General features: G+C 63.0%; 15 protein-coding genes. 10 read left to right on the top strand and 5 right to left on the bottom strand.

What is annotated here, in order from left to right:
* Positions 1-3 precede the first annotated feature (3 nt).
* Positions 4-1482: an adenylate/guanylate cyclase domain-containing protein gene (locus M0639_RS05180; RefSeq protein ID WP_003945952.1), complete on the top strand. Its 1479-nt coding sequence runs from the start codon at positions 4-6 to the stop codon at positions 1480-1482.
* A 9-nt stretch (positions 1483-1491) separates the two neighbouring features.
* Positions 1492-2598: a lysylphosphatidylglycerol synthase transmembrane domain-containing protein gene (locus M0639_RS05175; protein WP_042920288.1), complete on the top strand. Its 1107-nt coding sequence runs from the start codon at positions 1492-1494 to the stop codon at positions 2596-2598.
* On the opposite strand, the gene M0639_RS05170 is transcribed toward M0639_RS05175, so the two are convergent.
* Positions 2595-3275: a FadR/GntR family transcriptional regulator gene (locus tag M0639_RS05170; protein ID WP_007734477.1), complete on the bottom strand. Its 681-nt coding sequence runs from the start codon at positions 3273-3275 to the stop codon at positions 2595-2597. The two genes, M0639_RS05175 and M0639_RS05170, sit on opposite strands and share 4 nt — an antisense overlap.
* A gap of 163 nt (positions 3276-3438) precedes the next feature.
* Here M0639_RS05170 and M0639_RS05165 point away from each other — a divergent pair, with 163 nt between their 5' ends.
* The 4 genes from M0639_RS05165 (at position 3439) to M0639_RS05150 (ending at position 7774) form a co-directional block, all read left to right on the top strand.
* The gene (locus M0639_RS05165) at positions 3439-5175 is read left to right on the top strand and encodes a 2-isopropylmalate synthase (RefSeq protein ID WP_064074131.1); all 1737 of its coding nucleotides are present in this window, start codon (positions 3439-3441) and stop codon (positions 5173-5175) included.
* Between the two features lie 78 nt (positions 5176-5253).
* Complete coding sequence (locus M0639_RS05160; RefSeq protein ID WP_003945643.1) at positions 5254-5802, top strand: YceI family protein; 549 nt, start codon at positions 5254-5256, stop codon at positions 5800-5802.
* Positions 5803-5866: 64 nt separating this feature from the next.
* Positions 5867-6244, top strand: coding sequence for a DUF3054 domain-containing protein (locus M0639_RS05155; protein ID WP_050655475.1), 378 nt, complete (start codon positions 5867-5869; stop codon positions 6242-6244).
* A 57-nt stretch (positions 6245-6301) separates the two neighbouring features.
* On the top strand, positions 6302-7774 hold the full coding sequence (locus M0639_RS05150; protein WP_003945468.1) for a peptide MFS transporter: 1473 nt from the start codon (positions 6302-6304) through the stop codon (positions 7772-7774).
* 6 nt (positions 7775-7780) lie between these two features.
* On the opposite strand, the gene M0639_RS05145 is transcribed toward M0639_RS05150, so the two are convergent.
* The 3 genes from M0639_RS05145 to M0639_RS05135 all read right to left on the bottom strand — a co-directional run bounded on the left by M0639_RS05145 (position 7781) and on the right by M0639_RS05135 (position 12153).
* The gene (locus M0639_RS05145) at positions 7781-8518 is read right to left on the bottom strand and encodes a sulfite exporter TauE/SafE family protein (RefSeq protein WP_003945554.1); all 738 of its coding nucleotides are present in this window, start codon (positions 8516-8518) and stop codon (positions 7781-7783) included.
* A gap of 30 nt (positions 8519-8548) precedes the next feature.
* Positions 8549-10228, bottom strand: a complete 1680-nt coding sequence (locus M0639_RS05140) for an NTF2-like N-terminal transpeptidase domain-containing protein (protein ID WP_064074132.1) — start codon at positions 10226-10228, stop codon at positions 8549-8551.
* A gap of 107 nt (positions 10229-10335) precedes the next feature.
* Entirely contained in the window at positions 10336-12153 is a 1818-nt protein-coding gene (locus M0639_RS05135) for a penicillin-binding transpeptidase domain-containing protein (RefSeq protein ID WP_064074133.1), read from the bottom strand.
* A gap of 96 nt (positions 12154-12249) precedes the next feature.
* Here M0639_RS05135 and M0639_RS05130 point away from each other — a divergent pair, with 96 nt between their 5' ends.
* The 4 genes from M0639_RS05130 (at position 12250) to M0639_RS05115 (ending at position 16127) form a co-directional block, all read left to right on the top strand.
* A complete protein-coding gene (locus tag M0639_RS05130; protein WP_003945732.1) occupies positions 12250-12804 on the top strand; it encodes a hypothetical protein in 555 nt (184 codons plus the stop codon).
* 218 nt (positions 12805-13022) lie between these two features.
* Positions 13023-14624 (top strand): ABC-F family ATP-binding cassette domain-containing protein, encoded by a 1602-nt coding sequence (locus M0639_RS05125; protein ID WP_064074134.1) that lies wholly within the window; start codon positions 13023-13025, stop codon positions 14622-14624.
* A gap of 50 nt (positions 14625-14674) precedes the next feature.
* Positions 14675-15214 carry a hypothetical protein gene (locus tag M0639_RS05120; RefSeq protein WP_231915003.1) on the top strand — a complete coding sequence of 180 codons (540 nt, stop codon included), beginning with the start codon at positions 14675-14677 and terminating at the stop codon, positions 15212-15214.
* A 142-nt stretch (positions 15215-15356) separates the two neighbouring features.
* Complete coding sequence (locus tag M0639_RS05115) at positions 15357-16127, top strand: alpha/beta fold hydrolase (RefSeq protein ID WP_003945805.1); 771 nt, start codon at positions 15357-15359, stop codon at positions 16125-16127.
* A gap of 18 nt (positions 16128-16145) precedes the next feature.
* Here the strand turns inward: M0639_RS05115 and M0639_RS05110 are convergent, their stop codons facing one another.
* Positions 16146-18194 (bottom strand): heavy metal translocating P-type ATPase, encoded by a 2049-nt coding sequence (locus M0639_RS05110; RefSeq protein WP_064074136.1) that lies wholly within the window; start codon positions 18192-18194, stop codon positions 16146-16148.
* Between the last annotated feature and the right edge of the window lie 73 nt (positions 18195-18267).

Here is an 18267-nt window from a genome sequence, read left to right as displayed (position 1 = left end):
TATATGCTCTCCATGCTCGCAGCCAATCTGATCGGCGCGGTACTGGTCTTTGCCTTCGTCCGGTACGGCGTGCCGATCCAGGAGTCCGACGCGATAGTTGCCGACCGGGTCCGCAACTTCGCGATCTTCGGCGTGTACCTGGCATTCGCCGGCGCCGTCAGCCTCACGGCGGCGGCGATGATGTTGAAGTCGGTCATTCGCTGGCGGCTGCGCGGGGGTCCACCCACGAGGTCCGAGCAGATGGCGGCACTGCACGCGCCGCTTCGCCAGGCCATCGTCCACCTGGTGCTGTGGATTCTGGGCGGCATCATCTTCGTGTTCCTGACCATCACCGAGATGCCCGGACTCGCGATCGCCGTGATCGTGACGGTCTGCATGGCCGCGACCACGACCTTCGGGTTCACCTACATGCTCGGTGAGCGCATTTTGCGTCCGGTCGCCGCCCAGGCCTTGAGCGAGGGCGAATTCGATCGGACCATGGCGCCTGGCGTCGGAACCCGGCTGGCGATGACCTGGGGTCTCGGCACGCTGATGCCCGTCGCAGGCATCATCTTGCTGTGCTCGACGCAGCTCACGACCGATCTCGAGTTCTCCCCCGACTCTCTCGCGTGGGCGATCCTGCTCATCTCGATCATGGCGATCGTGCAGGCCTTTGCGCTGTCGATGCTGACGGCTACCCAGATCTCCGATCCGATCCGCCAACTGCGACGCGCCATCGAGCGGGTGCAGCGCGGCGCCACCGACGTACGCGTCGAGGTGTTCGACGGCAGTGAGATCGGCCGGCTGCAGGTCGGCTTCAACCGCATGATGAAAGAGTCCGACGAGCGTCGTCTGCTGCGTGAGCTGTTCGGTCAGCACGTCGGCGAGGATGTGGCCCGGCGCGCGTTGAAGTTCGGTACCGAGCTGGGCGGCGAAACTCGATTCGTGGCAGTTCTGTTCGTCGACATGGTCGGATCCACCGGTGCCGCGGCCGAGCGCCCGCCGGGTGAAGTGGTCGAACTGCTCAACGAGTTCTTCCGTGTGGTCGTCGACGTCATCGATCGTCACCATGGTTTTGTCAACAAGTTCATGGGTGATGCAGCGCTCGCCATCTTCGGTGCACCACTCGATCGACCCGACGCTCCGACGGCAGCCCTCGCTGCGGCTCGCGAGCTGCGGTTCAAGCTCAACGACATCACCGGCCTCGACGTCGGAATCGGTGTGAGCGCGGGGCTCGCGGTCGCCGGCAACATCGGTGCTGCCGAACGTTTCGAGTACACCGTGATCGGTGATCCGGTCAACGAGGCGTCACGGCTCACCGAGCTCGCGAAACTTCGGCCCAGCCGGGTGCTGGCGTCGACGAGCGCGTTGTACTTCGCCGACGAAGAGGAACAGGCCGAGTGGGAACTCGGAGAGCAAGTCCAACTGCGTGGGCGCCGACGACTGACGCATCTGGCGTGGCCGGAAAAGTATCCAGAGGTCGATCCGGATCAAATTGGTTAGGGTGAGTCGATGGCTCAGCCTGGAAACACCCCACGGCGACTGAGACGACCACGCTCGCCCGTGGCCGAGACCAGTCGGGCCAGAGGGCGCTTCTGGTGGTTGAAGTGGCTGCTCGGGGTGGCTCTGATCGCTCTTCTGATCGTCGAGGGAATCATCCTGTGGCCTCGTCTCAACGAGTACTGGCAAGCTCTCACCGAAATCCATTGGGGTTGGGTGGCTGCCTGTGTAGCCGCCCAGGCGGTGTCCCTCAGCGGTTACGCGTCCGTTCAGCAGCGCCTTCTCAACGCGGCAGATGTTGTCGCCGGTCACCTCAAGAACCTCTCGGTCATCTACGCCAGCACGGCGATGGCGTTGACGTTGCCTGCCGGCCAGGTCTTCTCGACAGCGTTCACGTACAAGCAGACTCGAAAGTGGGGGGCGACGCCTGTAGTCGCGTCCTGGCAGTTGGCAATGTGCGGTGTCATCGCCGCCGCGACTCTGGCACTCCTCGGTGCCACTGGCGCAGTGGCGTTCGGCACCAAAGTCAGCCCGGTGACGCTGACGATTTCGCTCGTCGGCATGGCGGCACTGTTTCTGGCGTTGCGATACGTAGCCCAGAATCCCGGCAGCATCGAACGCATCGGGCACCGAGTTCTGGCGCTGTACAATCGTTCCCGCAAAAACCCGACCGGGCGCGGTATGCACCGTTGGTCCGAAATTCTCAAGCAACTGGACTCGGTTGAACTCAGTCGGACCGACACTGCGGTTGCCTTCGGATGGTCGGCAGTTCACCGAGTTGCCGACGTCCTCTGTCTCGGTTTCGCTTGTTGGGCAGTAGGAGCCGATCCGTCCTTCGCCGGCCTGCTGATCGCGTTCACAGCGGCGAAAGCGGTGGGCAGTATTCCCCTCATGCCGGGCGGTCTCGGCTATGTCGAGCCCGTGCTCATCACAGCACTGACCATGGCGGGCTCTACCTGGGCGCAAGCCGCAGCAGCGGTATTCGTTTATCGGATAATCAGTTTCGTACTTGTCGCTCTGGTGGGATGGCTCGTCTTCCTCGTGTCATTCCGTGCAACCCACCACGAAGACCTCGAGATGGACCTCGAGTTCGAACGCCGCGAACAGCCGGGCGTCTAGCGTCGCAACGCTGCCGCCATGTCGTCGAGGTGTGCCCGGCTGATCCGAACGGCTGCCTCCGCGTCGCCGGCTTCGATGGCGTCCACCAACATTCGATGTTCGTCCGCGTCGGGCTGGCTGTGGGGATGCAGGTCCAGAACCGCGATCAACTCGATCAACGCCGCCCGCAGACGCGGTACAAAGGTCTCGAAGAGTTCCGACAGCACGGGATTGTGTGCCGCGTCCACCACTGCTCGGTGGACGGCGATGTCGGCGTCGACGAACGCTGCGTCGCCAGAGTGCGCTGCGGCAGTTCTACCGTCGAGCGCTTGCCGCAGAGCCGCGACGTCAACGGCATCGCGCCGCTGCGCGGCGAGGCGAGCTGCTTCGATCTCGACCGCGTTGCGCACCTCGACGACGTGAAGGATCGCCTCGGCTTCGAGCACTCGGGGCCACTGATCCGGAGGCGTCGTACTCCGTAGGAAGACCCCGGCGCCCTGCCGCGATTCGAGCATGCCGAGGCCCGCGAGAGTCCGCACTGCTTCCCTGATAGTGGACCGCCCGATACCCAACTGCGCAGCAAGAGTGGTTTCACCTGGAAGTTTGGCGCCGACTTCCCATTCACCGCTCACGATCCGCGCGCGTAGCAACTCCGCGGCCTGGTCGGTGAGCAGCCGACGCTCGACGATCGGGGACACGTGAACTCCTCAGGTTGTCTGATAAGTAATTTCGTTCTAGTGTAGCCCGCATGGCTACAGGAGTACTCCTTCTCGACTGCCGCGGCGGGGCCTGAAAGACCGGCACCCCTCCGCGGGGTTTCGCCATGCCGGTCTCTCGACTCGACCGCAGGAGAAACCGAAGATGAGTACTACCCGCGCCAACCGCTGGAACAACCAGAAGCCGTCACCCATGCCGTCCGAGCGCTATCGCGCCGCGTGGGATCGCGTCGACATTCCGACTTTCGAGCGGACGTGGCCGTCCAATCGCACCACCGCGGCGCCCCTGTGGGTGCCCGTCGATCTGCGTGACGGCAACCAAGCCCTCGCAGAACCGATGGACCCCGAACGCAAGCGTCGAATGTTCGAACTGATGGTGGCAATCGGCTACAAGGAAATCGAGGTCGGCTACCCCTCCGCGAGTCAGACCGATTTCGATTTCGTTCGCGACCTGGTGCGCTTCGATCTCGTTCCCGACGACGTCACTATCGTCCTATTCACTGCCGCGCGTACGGATTTGATCGAACGGACATATCAATCGATCGAGGGGCTGCCTGACGCGGTTGTCCACATGTACACGGCGACTGCGCCGACGTGGAGAAACGTCGTTCTCGGCAAGGAGCGAGAAGAGTTGCACGACATGATTTTCCGCGCCGCGCAAGACGTTGCTCGTGGCGGCGAAGGCCACGACGGCTGGCGATTCGAGTTCTCACCCGAGGTCTTCAACCTCACCGAACCCGACTACATCCTGCAGGTCTGCAACAGTCTCACCGAACTCTGGGACGCCAGCCCCGATCGCCCGGTCATCCACAACCTCCCTGCCACAGTCGAAATCGCCACCCCCAACATCTATGCCGATCAGATCGAATACATGCACCAGAATCTGGCCCGACGCGATTCGGTGATCCTCTCGGTCCACCCGCACAACGACCGCGGCACCGGCGTTGCGTGCGCCGAACTGGCAGTGCTGGCCGGCGCGCAGCGCGTCGAGGGATGCCTGTTCGGCAACGGCGAGCGGACGGGCAACGTCGACCTGGTCACACTGGGGCTGAATCTGCATGCACAGGGCGTCGATCCGGAAATCGACTTCTCCGACATCGACAAGATCCGTCGAACGGTGGAGTACTGCAACAGAATTCCCGTCCACGAACGCCACCCGTACGGCGGCGATCTCGTGTACACGGCATTTTCCGGAACCCACCAGGACGCGATCAAGAAGGGCTTCGCGCATCACTACGAGAGCGCGGAGGCTGCCGGCGTCGATCCGGGATCGGCGCCGTGGGCGGTCCCTTACCTGCCGATCGACCCCGCCGACGTCGGCCGCGACTACCAGGCAGTCATTCGTGTGAACAGCCAGTCGGGCAAGGGCGGAATCGCATATCTGCTGCAGACCGAGTACGGGATCGAACTCCCCCGGCGCCTGCAGATCGACTTCGCCTCGCGGGTGCAGCTCGAAACCGACGACTCGGGCACCGAAATGACCGCCGACCAGCTGTGGAAACTGCTGCTGCGCGAGTATGGGTACAACGGAGGAGTGCGTCGGTACTCACTGGAACACACCGCCGACGGTGATCAGTTGTTCGTTGCCATCGATCGCGACGGGCGCGAGGTCACCGCCGCGGCCAGTGCGTCCGGGCCGGTCGAGGCATTGAGCAAAATCCTGACCGAACAGGGCTCAGCCGTCGAGGTCGTCTCGCTCACCCAGCATTCACTGCCCCGCAACCCGAATTCTTCCGGGAGTGCGAATTCGGCAGTCACCATTGCAGAGTGCGTGGTGAACGCCGAAGGGCGCTGGGGCATTGCGGTGCATCAGTCGGTGACAGCGTCGGCGCTTCACGCGGTCTACGCCGCAAGCACAAACACTGTGATGCAGCTCACATGATCTTGCGGAAGGATTTCCTGGGGTCCATAGTTGAAGCTACAAGAACTTGAACATTCAACTACTTATTCAGGAGCTTCCATGACCACCGCAACCTTGCCCGCATTGACCGCCGGAACCTGGGTCATCGACACCGTCCACTCCACTGTCGGATTCTCGGTTCGCCACCTCATGGTTTCCAAGGTTCGTGGAACGTTCGACGAGTTCTCCGGAACGATCACCGTTGCCGAAGACGGAACCCCCGCCGTCGAGGCCGAGATTTCCGTGGACTCCATCAACACCAAGAACGAGCAGCGCGACGGCCACATCAAGTCCGCTGACTTCTTCGACGTCGAGAAGTTCCCGAAGGCCACCTTCAAGTCCACCGCAGTGCGCTCCAAGGGCAGCGACTTCGTCCTCGCCGGCGACTTCACGCTCCACGGCGTCACCCGCGAGGTCGAGCTGAACCTCGAGTTCAACGGCGTCAACCCGGGCATGGGCCAGGGCCCCGTCGCAGGATTCGAAGCCACCACCGTCATCAACCGCAAGGACTTCGACATCTCCATCGAGATGCCCCTCGAAGGCGGCGGAGCAGTTGTCGGCGACAAGATCACGATCACCCTCGAGATCGAAGCCGGCCTCCAGGCCTAACAACACTGTGCGCCTTTATTAACCGCCCGCGGTTAATAAAGGCGCACAGTCGTATGGTGTGAGCGTGAAGAAGTACGCACCATTCCTGCTGATCGACGCCATTCTTGTCATAATCTTCTGCGCGATAGGGCGCCGTACCCACGAGGAAGCCAATGCGCTCGCCGGTCTGGCGAAGACATCCTGGCCCTTCCTGACCGGCCTGGTGATCGGATGGGCTGCCACGTTCGCGCTCTACCGCGACAAGTTCAACGCCGTTCTCCTTGTTCCCACCGGCGTTGTCGTTTGGCTCGGCGCCGTCGTCTTCGGGATGATCCTGCGAGTGTTGAGTGGCCAGGGCACCCAGTTCAGCTTCATCGTCGTCGCGACGCTGGTCCTCGGCGCGTTCCTTCTCGGTTGGCGCGCACTCGCTCCGCTGGTAGTGAAAATCCGCACCAAGTCGTAACCAAACTCCACGGCTCGGAACCACCCGAAATGCCCGAGCACGTAGGACACTTTTCGGATGAGCAACACTACGGAGCCCGTCGAACGTAGCGAGAAGGAAGACCGGGGGTTCTTCGGCCAACCCTTTGCGCTGGCGAACCTGTTCGGCGTCGAGATGTGGGAGAGGTTCTCCTTCTACGGGATGCAAGGCATCCTCATCTATTACCTGTACTACAGCGTCAGCGACGGCGGCCTCGGCATCAGCCAGGCGGCAGCGACCAGCATCGTCGGCGCGTACGGCGGCACCGTCTACCTGTCGACGATTCTCGGGGCGTGGGTGGCCGACCGACTGCTCGGCTCCGAGCGCACGCTCTTCTACAGTGCTTCGCTGGTGATGGCCGGCCACATCGCACTGTCGGTTCTTCCCGGCATGTGGGGTGTCGGCGTCGGCCTCGTCATGGTCGCCTTCGGCAGCGGCGGCTTGAAGGCCAATGCGACCTCTCTGGTCGGAGATCTCTATTCCGAACAGGATGTTCGCCGCGACGCCGGATTCTCCATCTTCTACATGGGCATCAACATCGGCGGTCTTGTCGGTCCGCTGCTCACCGGAGCTGTCCAGGACGCCTGGGGATTCCACGCCGGTTTTGCTCTCGCTGCCGTCGGCATGGCGCTCGGCCTGATCCAGTACACGCTGGGCCGCAAGCATCTTCACGGAATCGGTGCCGAACCAGGCAACCCGTTGCCGGCGGACAAGCGCGCACTCTACATCGGGATCGGCATTGCCGCGATCGTCGTCGTCGCGGTCGCCTCCGTCACCGGTTTGATCACGGCGGACAACATGTCCGACGTCGTTGTCGGACTCACGATCGTCGCGTCGGTCGGTTACTTCCTCCTCATGCTCACCAGCAAGAAGGTCACCAAGGTCGAACGCAGTCGAGTCTTTGCGTTCATCCCGATGTTCATCGCGAGCGCGGCCTTCTGGTCGCTGTTTCAGCAGCAGTTCACCACCGTGCCGGTGATCTCAGACAAGCTCCTGGACCGCAATCTCTTCGGTTGGGACTTCCCGCCGACGTGGGTACAGTCGATCAATCCGGTGTTCATCATCATCTTTGCCGGTGTGTTCGCAGCGATGTGGACCAAACTCGGTGACCGTCAGCCGTCGTCGCCGATCAAGTTCGCGCTCGGTACCGGCACGATGGGTCTGGCGTTCCTGGCGTTCATCCCGATCACCGGGGGCGGACCGAACAGTGCGCCGCTCCTCGGCCTTGCCGGTGTGCTTCTGCTCTTCACCTTCGCGGAACTCTTCCTGTCCCCCGTCGGCCTTTCCCTTGCAACCAAACTCGCGCCCGAGCATTTCCACACTCAGATGGTGGCGTTGTTCTTCTTGTCCGTTGCATTGGGTTCTTCGATGGCGGGAACCTTGGCCGGTTACTTCGACATCGACGACAGTCGCCCGTTCTTCCTGATCATCGGTTTCTCGTCGATCGGAATCGGAGTGATTCTTGCTCTTGCCTCGCCGTGGATCAAGAAGCTGATGCAGGGCGTGAAGTAGACGGGCTCACTTCACCCACAACCACAGAGCCAACACGAATCCCGCTATCGCTACTGCCACACGCAGTACCGATGGCGGGATTTTCTTGACGACGGGCGGGCCACACCAACCTCCGGCCAACGCGCCGAGCGCCATCGCCAACGCAGCCACCCAATGCACCTGTCCGGAGAATGCGAAGATGAGTGCAGCCACAAGATTGGCGATGCCGAGAAAGAAACTCTTCAGGATCGTTGCACGCCACACCGTTTCGGAAGTGAGGATGAGCGTCGCAGCCAGGAAGATGACTCCGGCACCGGCACCGAAATACCCGCCGTAAACCGCGACGGCAAACAGTGCTGCCGAGTAGATTCCGGGGCGGTCACCGCCGCCGGACAACTCACGAATCTTCGGTTGCAGCAGCAGCGCGAGCGAGGCGAACACGACCATCGCCGGCACAACGGATTCGAACGAACCTTCCGGTGCCAGCCACAGGATGAGGGCACCGATGATGCCACCGGCCGCCGAATAGAGAGACCAGCGAACAAGTTTCGGACCGGTATCGGCAACTTCACGGGACGAGTTCGCCAACGCTCCGACGCCGACGGCCACCAACGCGACGGTATTGGTCATGTTCGCGCTGACCGGTGAGAGCCCGACGCTCAGCAGCGCCGGATACGAAACGATCGATGCAAGACCGGTGACAAAACCGACTAGACCGCTGAAGAATCCCGCTACGACGAGGAAAAGGAAATCGAGCAGGTTCACGAACCAGGAATCTACTCGCGGTGCCCGGTACTACTTGTCGGCAGGCTTGCCGAGTTCCTGGAAGAGCTTGTCCGTCATCTGCATTGCTCGATCGCCGCCGTCGGCGTCTGCGACGAACACCGCGAACGCGAAGTCTCCGCGTGATCCGTAGAACCAGCGATCGTCACCGCTCGCTGCACCGGCCGCCATCATGTCCGGGTACCCAGCCAGTCCGCCGGCGCCTCGCATGGCGTCACGCAGACGATTGTTGACGTCGCCGGGCAATACCGTCGGCGTGACGTCGGCGGTAGCCGGTTGTCCGAAGACCATCATCGGCATCGGGGCACTGCCGCGGGCGATCGATGCCGCGAGCATCGCCATTCCGAACGGAGTTACCGTCGGTGTGCTCGCGTCGTTGGACGTCTTGTTGGCCATGACGTTGTTCATCGCCTGGTCCACGCCGGGGCGGTTCGCGGCAAGCACTGCTGTCTGCTGTTCGAGTCCCTGAATGTGGAAGCCGTTGCCGAGTCCGAGTTGCTGCCCAGTGTCGGCCAACTGCTCGGGTGACACGGCGCCGGGGTCGACGCCGTTCTGCATCGACGATGCGAGACGGACCAGATCGAGGGCGCCGCCGGCCGGGCGCAACCCGGTGAAGGCGATCGGGCCCTGTTCGATGGCCTGATTGTTCTGTGCGGCAGCCAGAATGGCGCCGTCCGACGGGCGGATCGCGACGATGGCCGCAGGAGTACCTGCACTGACGACAGCTTCGATCGCGGCGAGTTGAGCGTGCGAGTCGAGGGTCGCGGCGACGTCGGGCCCGGGAGGTCCTTGGAAGCCGGCTTGCTTGATCGGGAATCCGTTGGGCTCGACCAGATTGACCGCCCAACCGGCGGTGGCGTCGCGATTGGCCTGCCACACGGTCCGCAGTGGGTCCAGCAACGGCGAGTTGATTCGACGGTCGGAGGCGATCAGCTTGGGTGTCTTGACCACGACGACGCCGGGGATCGCAAAATCGCTTTCCAGGTAGGCGTAGTCGGGATCGCGGAGCAATACGGCGGTGACGGGCTTGCCGGGGTTTGCGGCGAGGTCGGCCAACATCGACTCCGAAGTGACCAACGGTGCGACAGGTTCGAGCACCGTGGCGAGGCGACGAGTGGTGTCGACGGGGTCCGGCATGGTGGCCGGGTCGAGAGTGATCGCGTTGATGGTCTGCTCGTTCATGAGCAGGGTGCCGGTGCTGTCGACTACCTTCGGCGGCGCTGCGTCCGTGCGGGTGTACGAAACGGTGCGACCGTTGCCGAGGTCGGGGACGAGGACCGACGGGTCCCAGGACACACGCCAGCCGACCGACAGATCACGAACCTCACCCTGCGACTGGTAGCTCCAGTCCTTGCCTTCGCCGAAGTTCCAGGACGCGTCGAGTGTGAAGAGTCCGGAGTCGCTACCCAGATCCATGACCTGAGCGACGTCGAAGTCGGTGGACTTGGCGGCCAGTCCGTCGAACATCTGCTGGATCGACGGCCGCGCCGCGTTGGGGTACGACGTGAGCGCCGCGGCAGCTTCGGCGTCGTGGTTGTTGAGGGCGGTGACGAAGTCCTCCACCACCGAGGCGGCGTCGGATTTCTTCTCCCCACCGATGACACACGACGCGAGCGCCACTGTCAGAACGACAGCAGTTATCGACGCAACGACATATTTTCCACGACGGTTGTGCTGTCCTCCGGGCCCCATGCATGTAACTCTTTACTTCTGTCACACGAGTAACAAGCACGGGATGCCTACGAACGTGTCACGGTTGAGCTACGACGGTGTGATCCAACTGCAACGGAAAACAGGTTTCAGCGCAGAAAAGTGCCCGCTACCTGCACTGCAGGCGCGGAGCTGTCCGCACCCGCGATGAATACCGCAAATGCGAGGTCTCCCTTGATTCCGACAAACCATCCATGTGCCGGGCCACCCTCGGTTTCGGCCGTGCCGGTCTTGCCGAGAAGCCCCGGAATGTCCTGCAACGACGTCGCCGTACCGCCTGTGACGGTCTCGCGCATCATCACCCGCAACTGTTCGGTCACCTCCGCGGGAGCCGGTACAACGGTCTGATCTGCCACGCCGGGCTGTCCCTTGACCAACATCGGCGCGGGTGTCGTTCCGTTGGCGATCGAGGCCGCCACGAGAGCCATCCCGAAGGGCGTGGCGGTCACCGTGCCCTGTCCGATCGCGGACTCGACGCGTTCGGCGGGGGTGTTCGCGTCAGGGACGTTGCCCGTCACCGTCGTGAGTCCGGGGGTGACGTAGTCGACGCCGAGCCCGAACTGCAGCGCCGCTTTGTGCAGAGCATCGGCGGGCAGACCGACGGCCATCCTCGCCATTGTGGTGTTGCACGACTTCGCGAACGCGGTGTGCAGCGGAACCGATCCGAGGTCGAACTCGTCGTCGTTGGGAATCTGACGGCCCTCGATGTTCTCGGTACCCGGGCACGGCAGAACGGTGTCCGGTGTAGCGACGCCGGCTTGCAGGGCCGCGGACGTCGTCACGGTCTTGAACGTCGAACCCGGTGGGTACAGGCCGGTCAGAGCGATCGGGCCCTGTGCGTCGGCGGGGGCGTTCTGGGCCACCGCCAACACCGCTCCGGTCGACGGCTGCAGCGCAACGATCGCCGCCTGTTGTGTCACCCCGGCAAGCGCATTCTCGGCCGCGAGTTGCATCGGTCGGTCGATCGTTGTGGCGATGTTCGGAGCAACCGGCCCGTCTTGGCCGGCGACGGTGGTGACGGTTCCGTTCTGCTTCACCTGCTGTACCGCCCAGCCCGCGGACTTGTCCTGCCCCTCCTGCCACAGATCGGACAACCCACTGAAAGTCGGCGACGCCAGAGTTTTGTCCACCGAGAGCAACCGAGCCTGCGGCGCCAAGCTCACTCCGGGAATCGCCACCAACCTCTCCTCGATCGGTGCAAGATCCTCGGCCCGCAAAGTGATTGCGGTGACCGGCTTCCCACTTGCCGACGCAAGATCGGTGGTCAGCGATGCCGCCGTGATCGTCGGTGCGATGGGCGAGAGAAGGGCCGCCACGGCTGCCGTGTCCACCGGGGGCACCGCGGCGGAATCGAGATTGACCAGCGTCACCACCTGCTGCTCCATGATCGGCTGGCCCGCCGCGTCCAGCACCGACGGCGGAGCACCGGTGGTGGGTGTGTAGCGCAAGGTCGTCGAGGAGGTCAGGTCCGGAGCCAACAGCGCCGGGTCCCACTGAATCAGCCAGTTGTCCCCGCTTTTCGACGCGTTTCCCTGCGTCGAGTAGTTCCAGTCCTGACCTTCACCGAACTTCCACGCCGCATCGAGTGTGAACGTCCCCGCAGAATCACCGGACTCGGTGGCGTCGGAGACGGTGAATGTTCCCTCGTCCTTGCGCAGCCCGTCGATCAGAGCCGAAATCGCAGTCGACGCCGCCGCCGGATCGGTGGTCAGGGCTGCCGCCGCTTGCACGTCATCGGACGTGAGCGCGGAGGCGAACTCCTCTGCCACTGATTTCGGCTGGTCAGGGCCAGAACTGCAGGCAACTACCGATCCTGCGGCCAATACCCCCAGAGCCACGGCAGCCACGGGACGACGGAAAGTTCGGAAGCTCTGACGAGCGTGTGATAGGCGCACGACTCCGATCATGCCCGAATTTGTGGCGCCAGTTCGACTATCGGTGTAATCATGTAATCAGTGCAATAAACGCACGCCACACTCCACCAGCCCTCCGAGGAGAATGCCATGAAGAACTCACAAAACTCCGGCGACCGCAGGTTCGGCCGTCCCGGAGGTTGGCAACAGGCGTCGGTTCCCGACGCGAGTGATGCGTCCGACTGGTTTGCCGGTCGACTTCCAGATGACTGGTTCACCGGAACGGCCGACGTCCAGGTCGACCGCGAAGAAATCGTCGTGATCGGTGAACTCCCGGCAGTCGACGGTGGCGAGGCCGCCGCGGACGGAAGGATCTCACGCTTTCGCGAAACCACGCGCGCCGACCGGATGCGCATCGCCGACGAGGCCGAGGCTCGCTACGGGCGCAAGGTCGCCTGGGGTGTACGTCTGGACGAAAAGACCGTCCTGTTCACACATCTCGCAGTTCCGGTGATGACACGACTACGTCAGCCCGAACGCAAGGTTCTCGACACCTTGGTGGACGCGGGAGTTGCTCGCTCCCGAGCGGACGCTCTCATGTGGACAGTCCGGTTGGCGGGCAAGCACAGCGAACAATGGCTCACCGAACTCCGCGAAGCGATGTCGAAGGTCGACGACCTCCGATCCGAAGGCCCGAAAATCTGAAGGCCCGAAAATCTGAGCACCGAACACCGACGAGACCGACAGCACAGAATAATTCGATTGCACGGGACCGTTCGAGTGTTCTAACCTGGAACACGAATCATTCCCGACAGAACAGGAAACGGGCCGTTGCTCCTCTAGAGGTTCATCACGCGAAGGCACTCGCACCCATCAGCACTTGCTGAGCCGGGCGCACAGTCCAAGCACCCTCTGGAGTACTCATGACCCAATCCCATCTTTCTCTGTCGCTCTCGGATCTCACCTTCATCTGGCCGGACGGCGAATCAGTCTTTTCCCACACCAATTTTGTATTCCCCAGTGGCCGTGTCGGTCTCGTGGGACTCAACGGATCGGGAAAGTCGACTCTGCTGCGATTGATCGCAGGAGAGCTCTCACCGGAATCCGGATCCGTGACCGCTTCCGGCGAGGTCGGCTACCTCCGTCAGGACATCACACTCGATCCGAGCGTTCGGGTGGATGACATCCTCGGTATCCACGAACTCCGAAACGCTTTGCACCGCATCGAAACCGGCGACGGCTCCGAATCCGACTTCGCGCTCGTGGACAACAACTGGGATATCGAGGAGAGCGCTCTCTCCACCTTGCATCGACTCGGCCTCGAGAAGGTGGTTCCGGATACCGCAGCATTGAGCCGAACTGTCGGCACCCTCTCCGGCGGAGAGACCGTCCTACTCGGCCTGACCGCAACGCTGCTGAAGAATCCACAGGTACTTCTCCTGGACGAGCCGACCAACAACCTGGACCGCGACGCTCGATCACGAGTTCATGCTGCAGTCCAACAGTTTCCGGGAACCGTGCTGATCGTCAGCCACGACCGGGAACTGCTCGACACCGCGGAGTACACGATCGAACTACGTCGGGGGGATCTACGCGTGTTCGGCGGCAACTACTCGCACTACCAGGAGGTCGTGACCGCTGAGCAGGAAAACGCACTCGCCACCGTTCGCGACGCCAAGGCCGATCTGGCAAAGCAGAGCCGCGAGCTGATCGACGCTCGAACGAAACTGGACCGGCGTAAGCGCTATGGGCAGAAGATGTTCGAGAACAAGCGGATGCCGCCGATCATCGCGCAGACACGAAAACGTCAGGCCCAAGTTTCAGCGGGAAAGCTGGCCCTCAACCATATCGGGAAGGTGGACGAGGCCAAGTCTGTCCTGTCGGAGGCAGAGGAACTCCTTCGAGACGATCGCGAGATTCGTCTGGATCTGCCTGCTACAGAGGTTCATCCGGGGCAGCAGGTTGCGCGGCTCGACGAGGTGCCGTTGCAGAGCGGCCAAGTGGTATCGCTCCAGATCACCGGGCCGGAGCGGATTGCGATAGTGGGACGCAACGGAATCGGCAAGACGACGTTGCTCGATGCACTCGCCGCGTCGACTCCGTTCGTAGCCTCTCGTGCGCTCCCCCAACGTCTCGACGTGTTCGACGAGGACCTCTCGGTGGCGGACAACGTCGCGTTGGCCGCGCCACACGCGACAGCCGAGGAAATTCGCGGGCAGTTGGCACGGTTCCTTTTCCGGGGAACGGATTCCGACGTATCGGCATCCGCACTCTCCGGCGGTGAACGATTGCGTGCGGCGTTAGCCACGATCCTGCTGGCCGAACCCGCGCCCCAGCTGCTTCTTCTCGACGAGCCGACCAACAACCTGGACCTACCGAGTCTCGCCCACCTCACGCAGGCACTTTCCGATTTTCGCGGCGCCATGGTGGTGGTGAGTCACGATCTGCCGTTTCTGCGCGACATCGGTATAACGCGGTGGATCAGCATGGACGAGAATGGTATTCGAGACATCGATCCCGAGTAGGCCGACGGTTGACGCTATCGGTGCTCGACGGTCTGGCCTACCGTGGGGCGATGTCCCTTCACCTCGACGCAACCGCCGCGCTGTCGCTCGCAGGTTGGGTTCGCGAAGAACCTACTCGATCGGCCTCTGCCCCAGTTCCGCAACCACTGGTCGGCGGTTGTGACCAACTCGTAGTGTGGGCGAGTTCCTTCTCCGTACTTGCCAGTTCCGACGACCAGGTGTGGTTTCTCTCGGCGGAGAACTATGCCGGTGGCGTTGGCGTCAGCGATGAGGCGTTTCCCTGGAATGCGTTCCGGCACGAGAGCCTGGCGGTCGCTTCCGGGCCGGCGGAACGCGCGGCGATCAACGCCTTCTGGTCCACTCACCTCCCGGTCCTGATGTCGGTCCGCAATGGGTACGAGTACTTGGCGCTCGCACCCGACGGTCAGGTTGTCCGTGGAGGAGAGCCGGAGTTCGAGGAGGTCACCATCGTCGCCGCTGATTTCGAGGCTCTGATTCGGGGCATAGCCGCAGGCGTCAGCACTGCAGACCCCTCCACCGATGCATTGCTTGGAACAGTGGGTACTGCCCCGCCGGGCAGTGACCGGTAGCTCTGGGGGAGGCCGAGTTGACGGCCCGACTGTTCGTGAGAGTCCACGCCATCCGTCGAATGGGACCGGACGACTACTCGAGTTCACGTGCGTAGCAACTGGCACCCATACTGGACGGGTGTTGCACGACGTGAGAAATCCGGTGGACGGTGCGCGGATCACCTATCAGATCGTGGGCGATGGCCCACCCCTGTTGATGGTGCACGGCACAGCGTTGTCGCGCTCCATCTGGCGTGGCTTCGGGTACGTCAAGGCACTTCAGGAGCAATATCGTCTGATCCTCGTCGACATGCGGGGTCACGGACGCAGTGACAAACCACACGACTCCGATTCGTATGCAATGGATCTGGTGGTCGGCGATCTCCTGGAGATCCTCGACACGGAGTCTCCGTTCGAACCGGCACACGTCCTCGGATACTCGTTCGGCGGACGCTCGGTGATGTCGCTGACAGTCGAGCACTCCGAACGGGTGCGATCGCTGACCGTCGGGGGCGGTAGCAGCCGACCGATGACGGGCGCGTTCGACGCATTGTTCTTCCCGGGCTGCATCGACGTACTCGAAAGCGGCGGTATCGAGGGATTTCTGACCGGTTGGGGCGTGAGGCGCGGCAAACCGGTGGATCCTCAGACTGCGACTGCCTTCCGAATCAATGATGCCCTCGCGCTCGCTGCCTACATGCGCCGCGCAGAGAAGGAGCACGGCATCGACGACGCCGTGCTGCAACGGATCACCACACCGGCGTTGTTGTTCGTCGGATCGAGAGATCGCGAGCGCCTGCCGGATACCGAGCATCTCGCGTCGCTGATCCCGGACAGTGCCTTGACTGTGATCGAAGGGGCTGACCACGCAAGCGCAGTCGCAGACTCCGATGCTGTACTGCGTGCGCTCATTCCGTTCCTGAGCCGACAGTAGTCCGCCTTCAACCTCTCGCTACTGCGATGTGAGCACTCTCGACTCCAACGCGGTCACCGGTGGTTGCCGCAAGTCCAAGCGCCTCAACAACTGGGCATTCGCGGCAACGACCACAGTGGATACCGACATCAGGATTGCTCCGACCTCCATCGGCAGCACGAACCCGACGGGCGCCAGTACTCCCGCAGCGAGGGGAACCGAGATCGCGTTGTATCCCGCTGCCCACCAAAGGTTCTGAACCATCTTCCGGTAGGTGGCGCGGGAGAGCTCGATGACCGAGCTCACCGAACGCGGATCATCGCTGGCCAGAACAACTCCCGCCGACGCGATCGCCACGTCGGTTCCGGCACCGATCGCGATGCCCACATCCGCCTGGGCGAGTGCCGGCGCATCGTTGACCCCGTCACCGACCATCGCCACGCGGTGGCCCTCAGCCTGAAGCCGAGATACCTGCGCTCCCTTGTCCTGCGGAAGCACTTCGGCGAAAACTTCGTCGATCCCGAGCCTGCGAGCCACCGAATGGGCCACGGCCTCCGCGTCTCCGGTGACCATGGCCACCCGCACACCGCGAGCATGGAGGGCGTCGACGGCCAATGCTGATTCCGGGCGAATCTCGTCGGCCAATGCCAATGCGCCGATTACCTTCTCGTCACGCACTACATGCAGGACGGTCGACCCGTCACTGAGCCACTCTTCGGTCCCCGGGATCGCGGTGGCCCCGACCGATCGCAGCATCCCCGGTCCGCCGACACCGACGCGTGCACCGGCGACGTCCGCAGCAACCCCGATCCCGTTGTGCGCCCGAAAGTCGGAACCCGAAGTGAATTCGAGCGACAACTCCCGCGCCGCCGCGACGACGGCGCGCCCGAGTGGATGTTCGCTGTCGAACTCGACGGCAGCCGCTGCGCTGAGAACGTCGTCATCGGAATACCCGTCGACACCGCGTACACCGACCACTGCGGGCTCCCCCTTGGTGAGAGTGCCGGTCTTGTCGAAGAGAACGGTGTCTACGTTACGCATCGCCTCGAGGGCCATGCGGTCGGTGATCAGAATCCCAGCCCGAGCTGCTCGTTCCGTCGCGATGGAGACGACCAGTGGAATCGCCAACCCGAGCGCGTGCGGGCAGGCGATCACCAGAACGGTGATCGTCCGGGTGACTGCGCTCTCCGGGGTGCCCCAGATACTCCAGGCGATCGCGGTCAGCACTGCCGCGCCCAGTGCGTACCAGAACAGCAGAGCAGCGGCCTTGTCCGCCAACACCTGCGCGCGACTCGACGAGTTCTGGGCTTGCTCGACCAGGCGCCGGATACCGGCGAGCGCGGTGTCTTCTCCCACGGCGGTGACTCGAAGCCGAAGTGCCGAGTCGGTGGCTACCGTGCCGGCCACCACCTGATCTCCGACAGTCCGGCGGACGGTCTTCGACTCGCCCGTGATCATGGATTCGTCCATGTCGGCGCTTCCCTCGACCACCGTTCCGTCCGAGGGAACACGGGCGCCGGGACGAACTATCACCAGGTCGCCGGTCGCCAGAGCTGCGGTGGGCACGGTTTCCACCGATTCCCCCACCACCCGTTCTGCCTCGTCGGGCAGCAAAGCGGCAAGTGAATCCAAGGCGCTCGATGTCTGACTGAGCGAACGCATCTCGATCCAGTGGCCCAACAACATGATCACGATCAGAAGCGCGAGCTCCCACCAGAAATCGAGAGTGTGATCCACCCAGTGCAGACTCGCAGACCATGACGCGAAGAAGGCCACGGTGATCGCGAGCGCGATCAACAGCATCATTCCCGGCTGCCGAGAACGGATTTCGGCAACAGCGCCGGCGAGGAACGGCTTGCCACCCCAGAAGTACATCACCGTGCCGAGTACCGGTGAGATCCATTCCACCAGAGAGTTTTCCGGCAGTGTGTACCCGACCAGATCAGCGAACATCGCGTCTGCCGCAACGACCGGAACCGCGATGACCAGCATGACTGCAAACAACGTCCGGAACTGTGCGACGTGATCCCCGTGACCACCGTGTGCCCCATGGTCCATCTGGCCATGGTCCATCTGACTGTGATCCATGTGGCGGTCATCCCCTCGCGTGTGATTGCAGCACAGCACCGGTCAAGCCATCAGCCTCGAACGTATGCCCAGG

Origin of the sequence: Rhodococcus qingshengii JCM 15477 (assembly GCF_023221595.1) — a bacterium.
Lineage (GTDB): Bacteria > Actinomycetota > Actinomycetes > Mycobacteriales > Mycobacteriaceae > Rhodococcus_F > Rhodococcus_F qingshengii.
This window is presented reverse-complemented; position numbering and strand designations above follow the sequence as displayed.

Excerpts from the sequence above, each read along its gene's own strand:
- M0639_RS05180 (WP_003945952.1), top strand. The coding sequence starts at position 4 with ATGCTCTCCATGCTCGCAGCCAATCTGATCGGCGCGGTACTGGTCTTT.
- M0639_RS05175 (WP_042920288.1), top strand. The coding sequence starts at position 1,492 with ATGGCTCAGCCTGGAAACACCCCACGGCGACTGAGACGACCACGCTCG.
- M0639_RS05165 (WP_064074131.1), top strand. The coding sequence starts at position 3,439 with ATGAGTACTACCCGCGCCAACCGCTGGAACAACCAGAAGCCGTCACCC.
- M0639_RS05160 (WP_003945643.1), top strand. The coding sequence starts at position 5,254 with ATGACCACCGCAACCTTGCCCGCATTGACCGCCGGAACCTGGGTCATC.
- M0639_RS05150 (WP_003945468.1), top strand. The coding sequence starts at position 6,302 with ATGAGCAACACTACGGAGCCCGTCGAACGTAGCGAGAAGGAAGACCGG.
- M0639_RS05140 (WP_064074132.1), bottom strand. The coding sequence starts at position 10,228 with ATGGGGCCCGGAGGACAGCACAACCGTCGTGGAAAATATGTCGTTGCG.
- M0639_RS05135 (WP_064074133.1), bottom strand. The coding sequence starts at position 12,153 with ATGATCGGAGTCGTGCGCCTATCACACGCTCGTCAGAGCTTCCGAACT.
- M0639_RS05130 (WP_003945732.1), top strand. The coding sequence starts at position 12,250 with ATGAAGAACTCACAAAACTCCGGCGACCGCAGGTTCGGCCGTCCCGGA.
- M0639_RS05125 (WP_064074134.1), top strand. The coding sequence starts at position 13,023 with ATGACCCAATCCCATCTTTCTCTGTCGCTCTCGGATCTCACCTTCATC.
- M0639_RS05120 (WP_231915003.1), top strand. The coding sequence starts at position 14,675 with ATGTCCCTTCACCTCGACGCAACCGCCGCGCTGTCGCTCGCAGGTTGG.
- M0639_RS05110 (WP_064074136.1), bottom strand. The coding sequence starts at position 18,194 with ATGGATCACAGTCAGATGGACCATGGCCAGATGGACCATGGGGCACAC.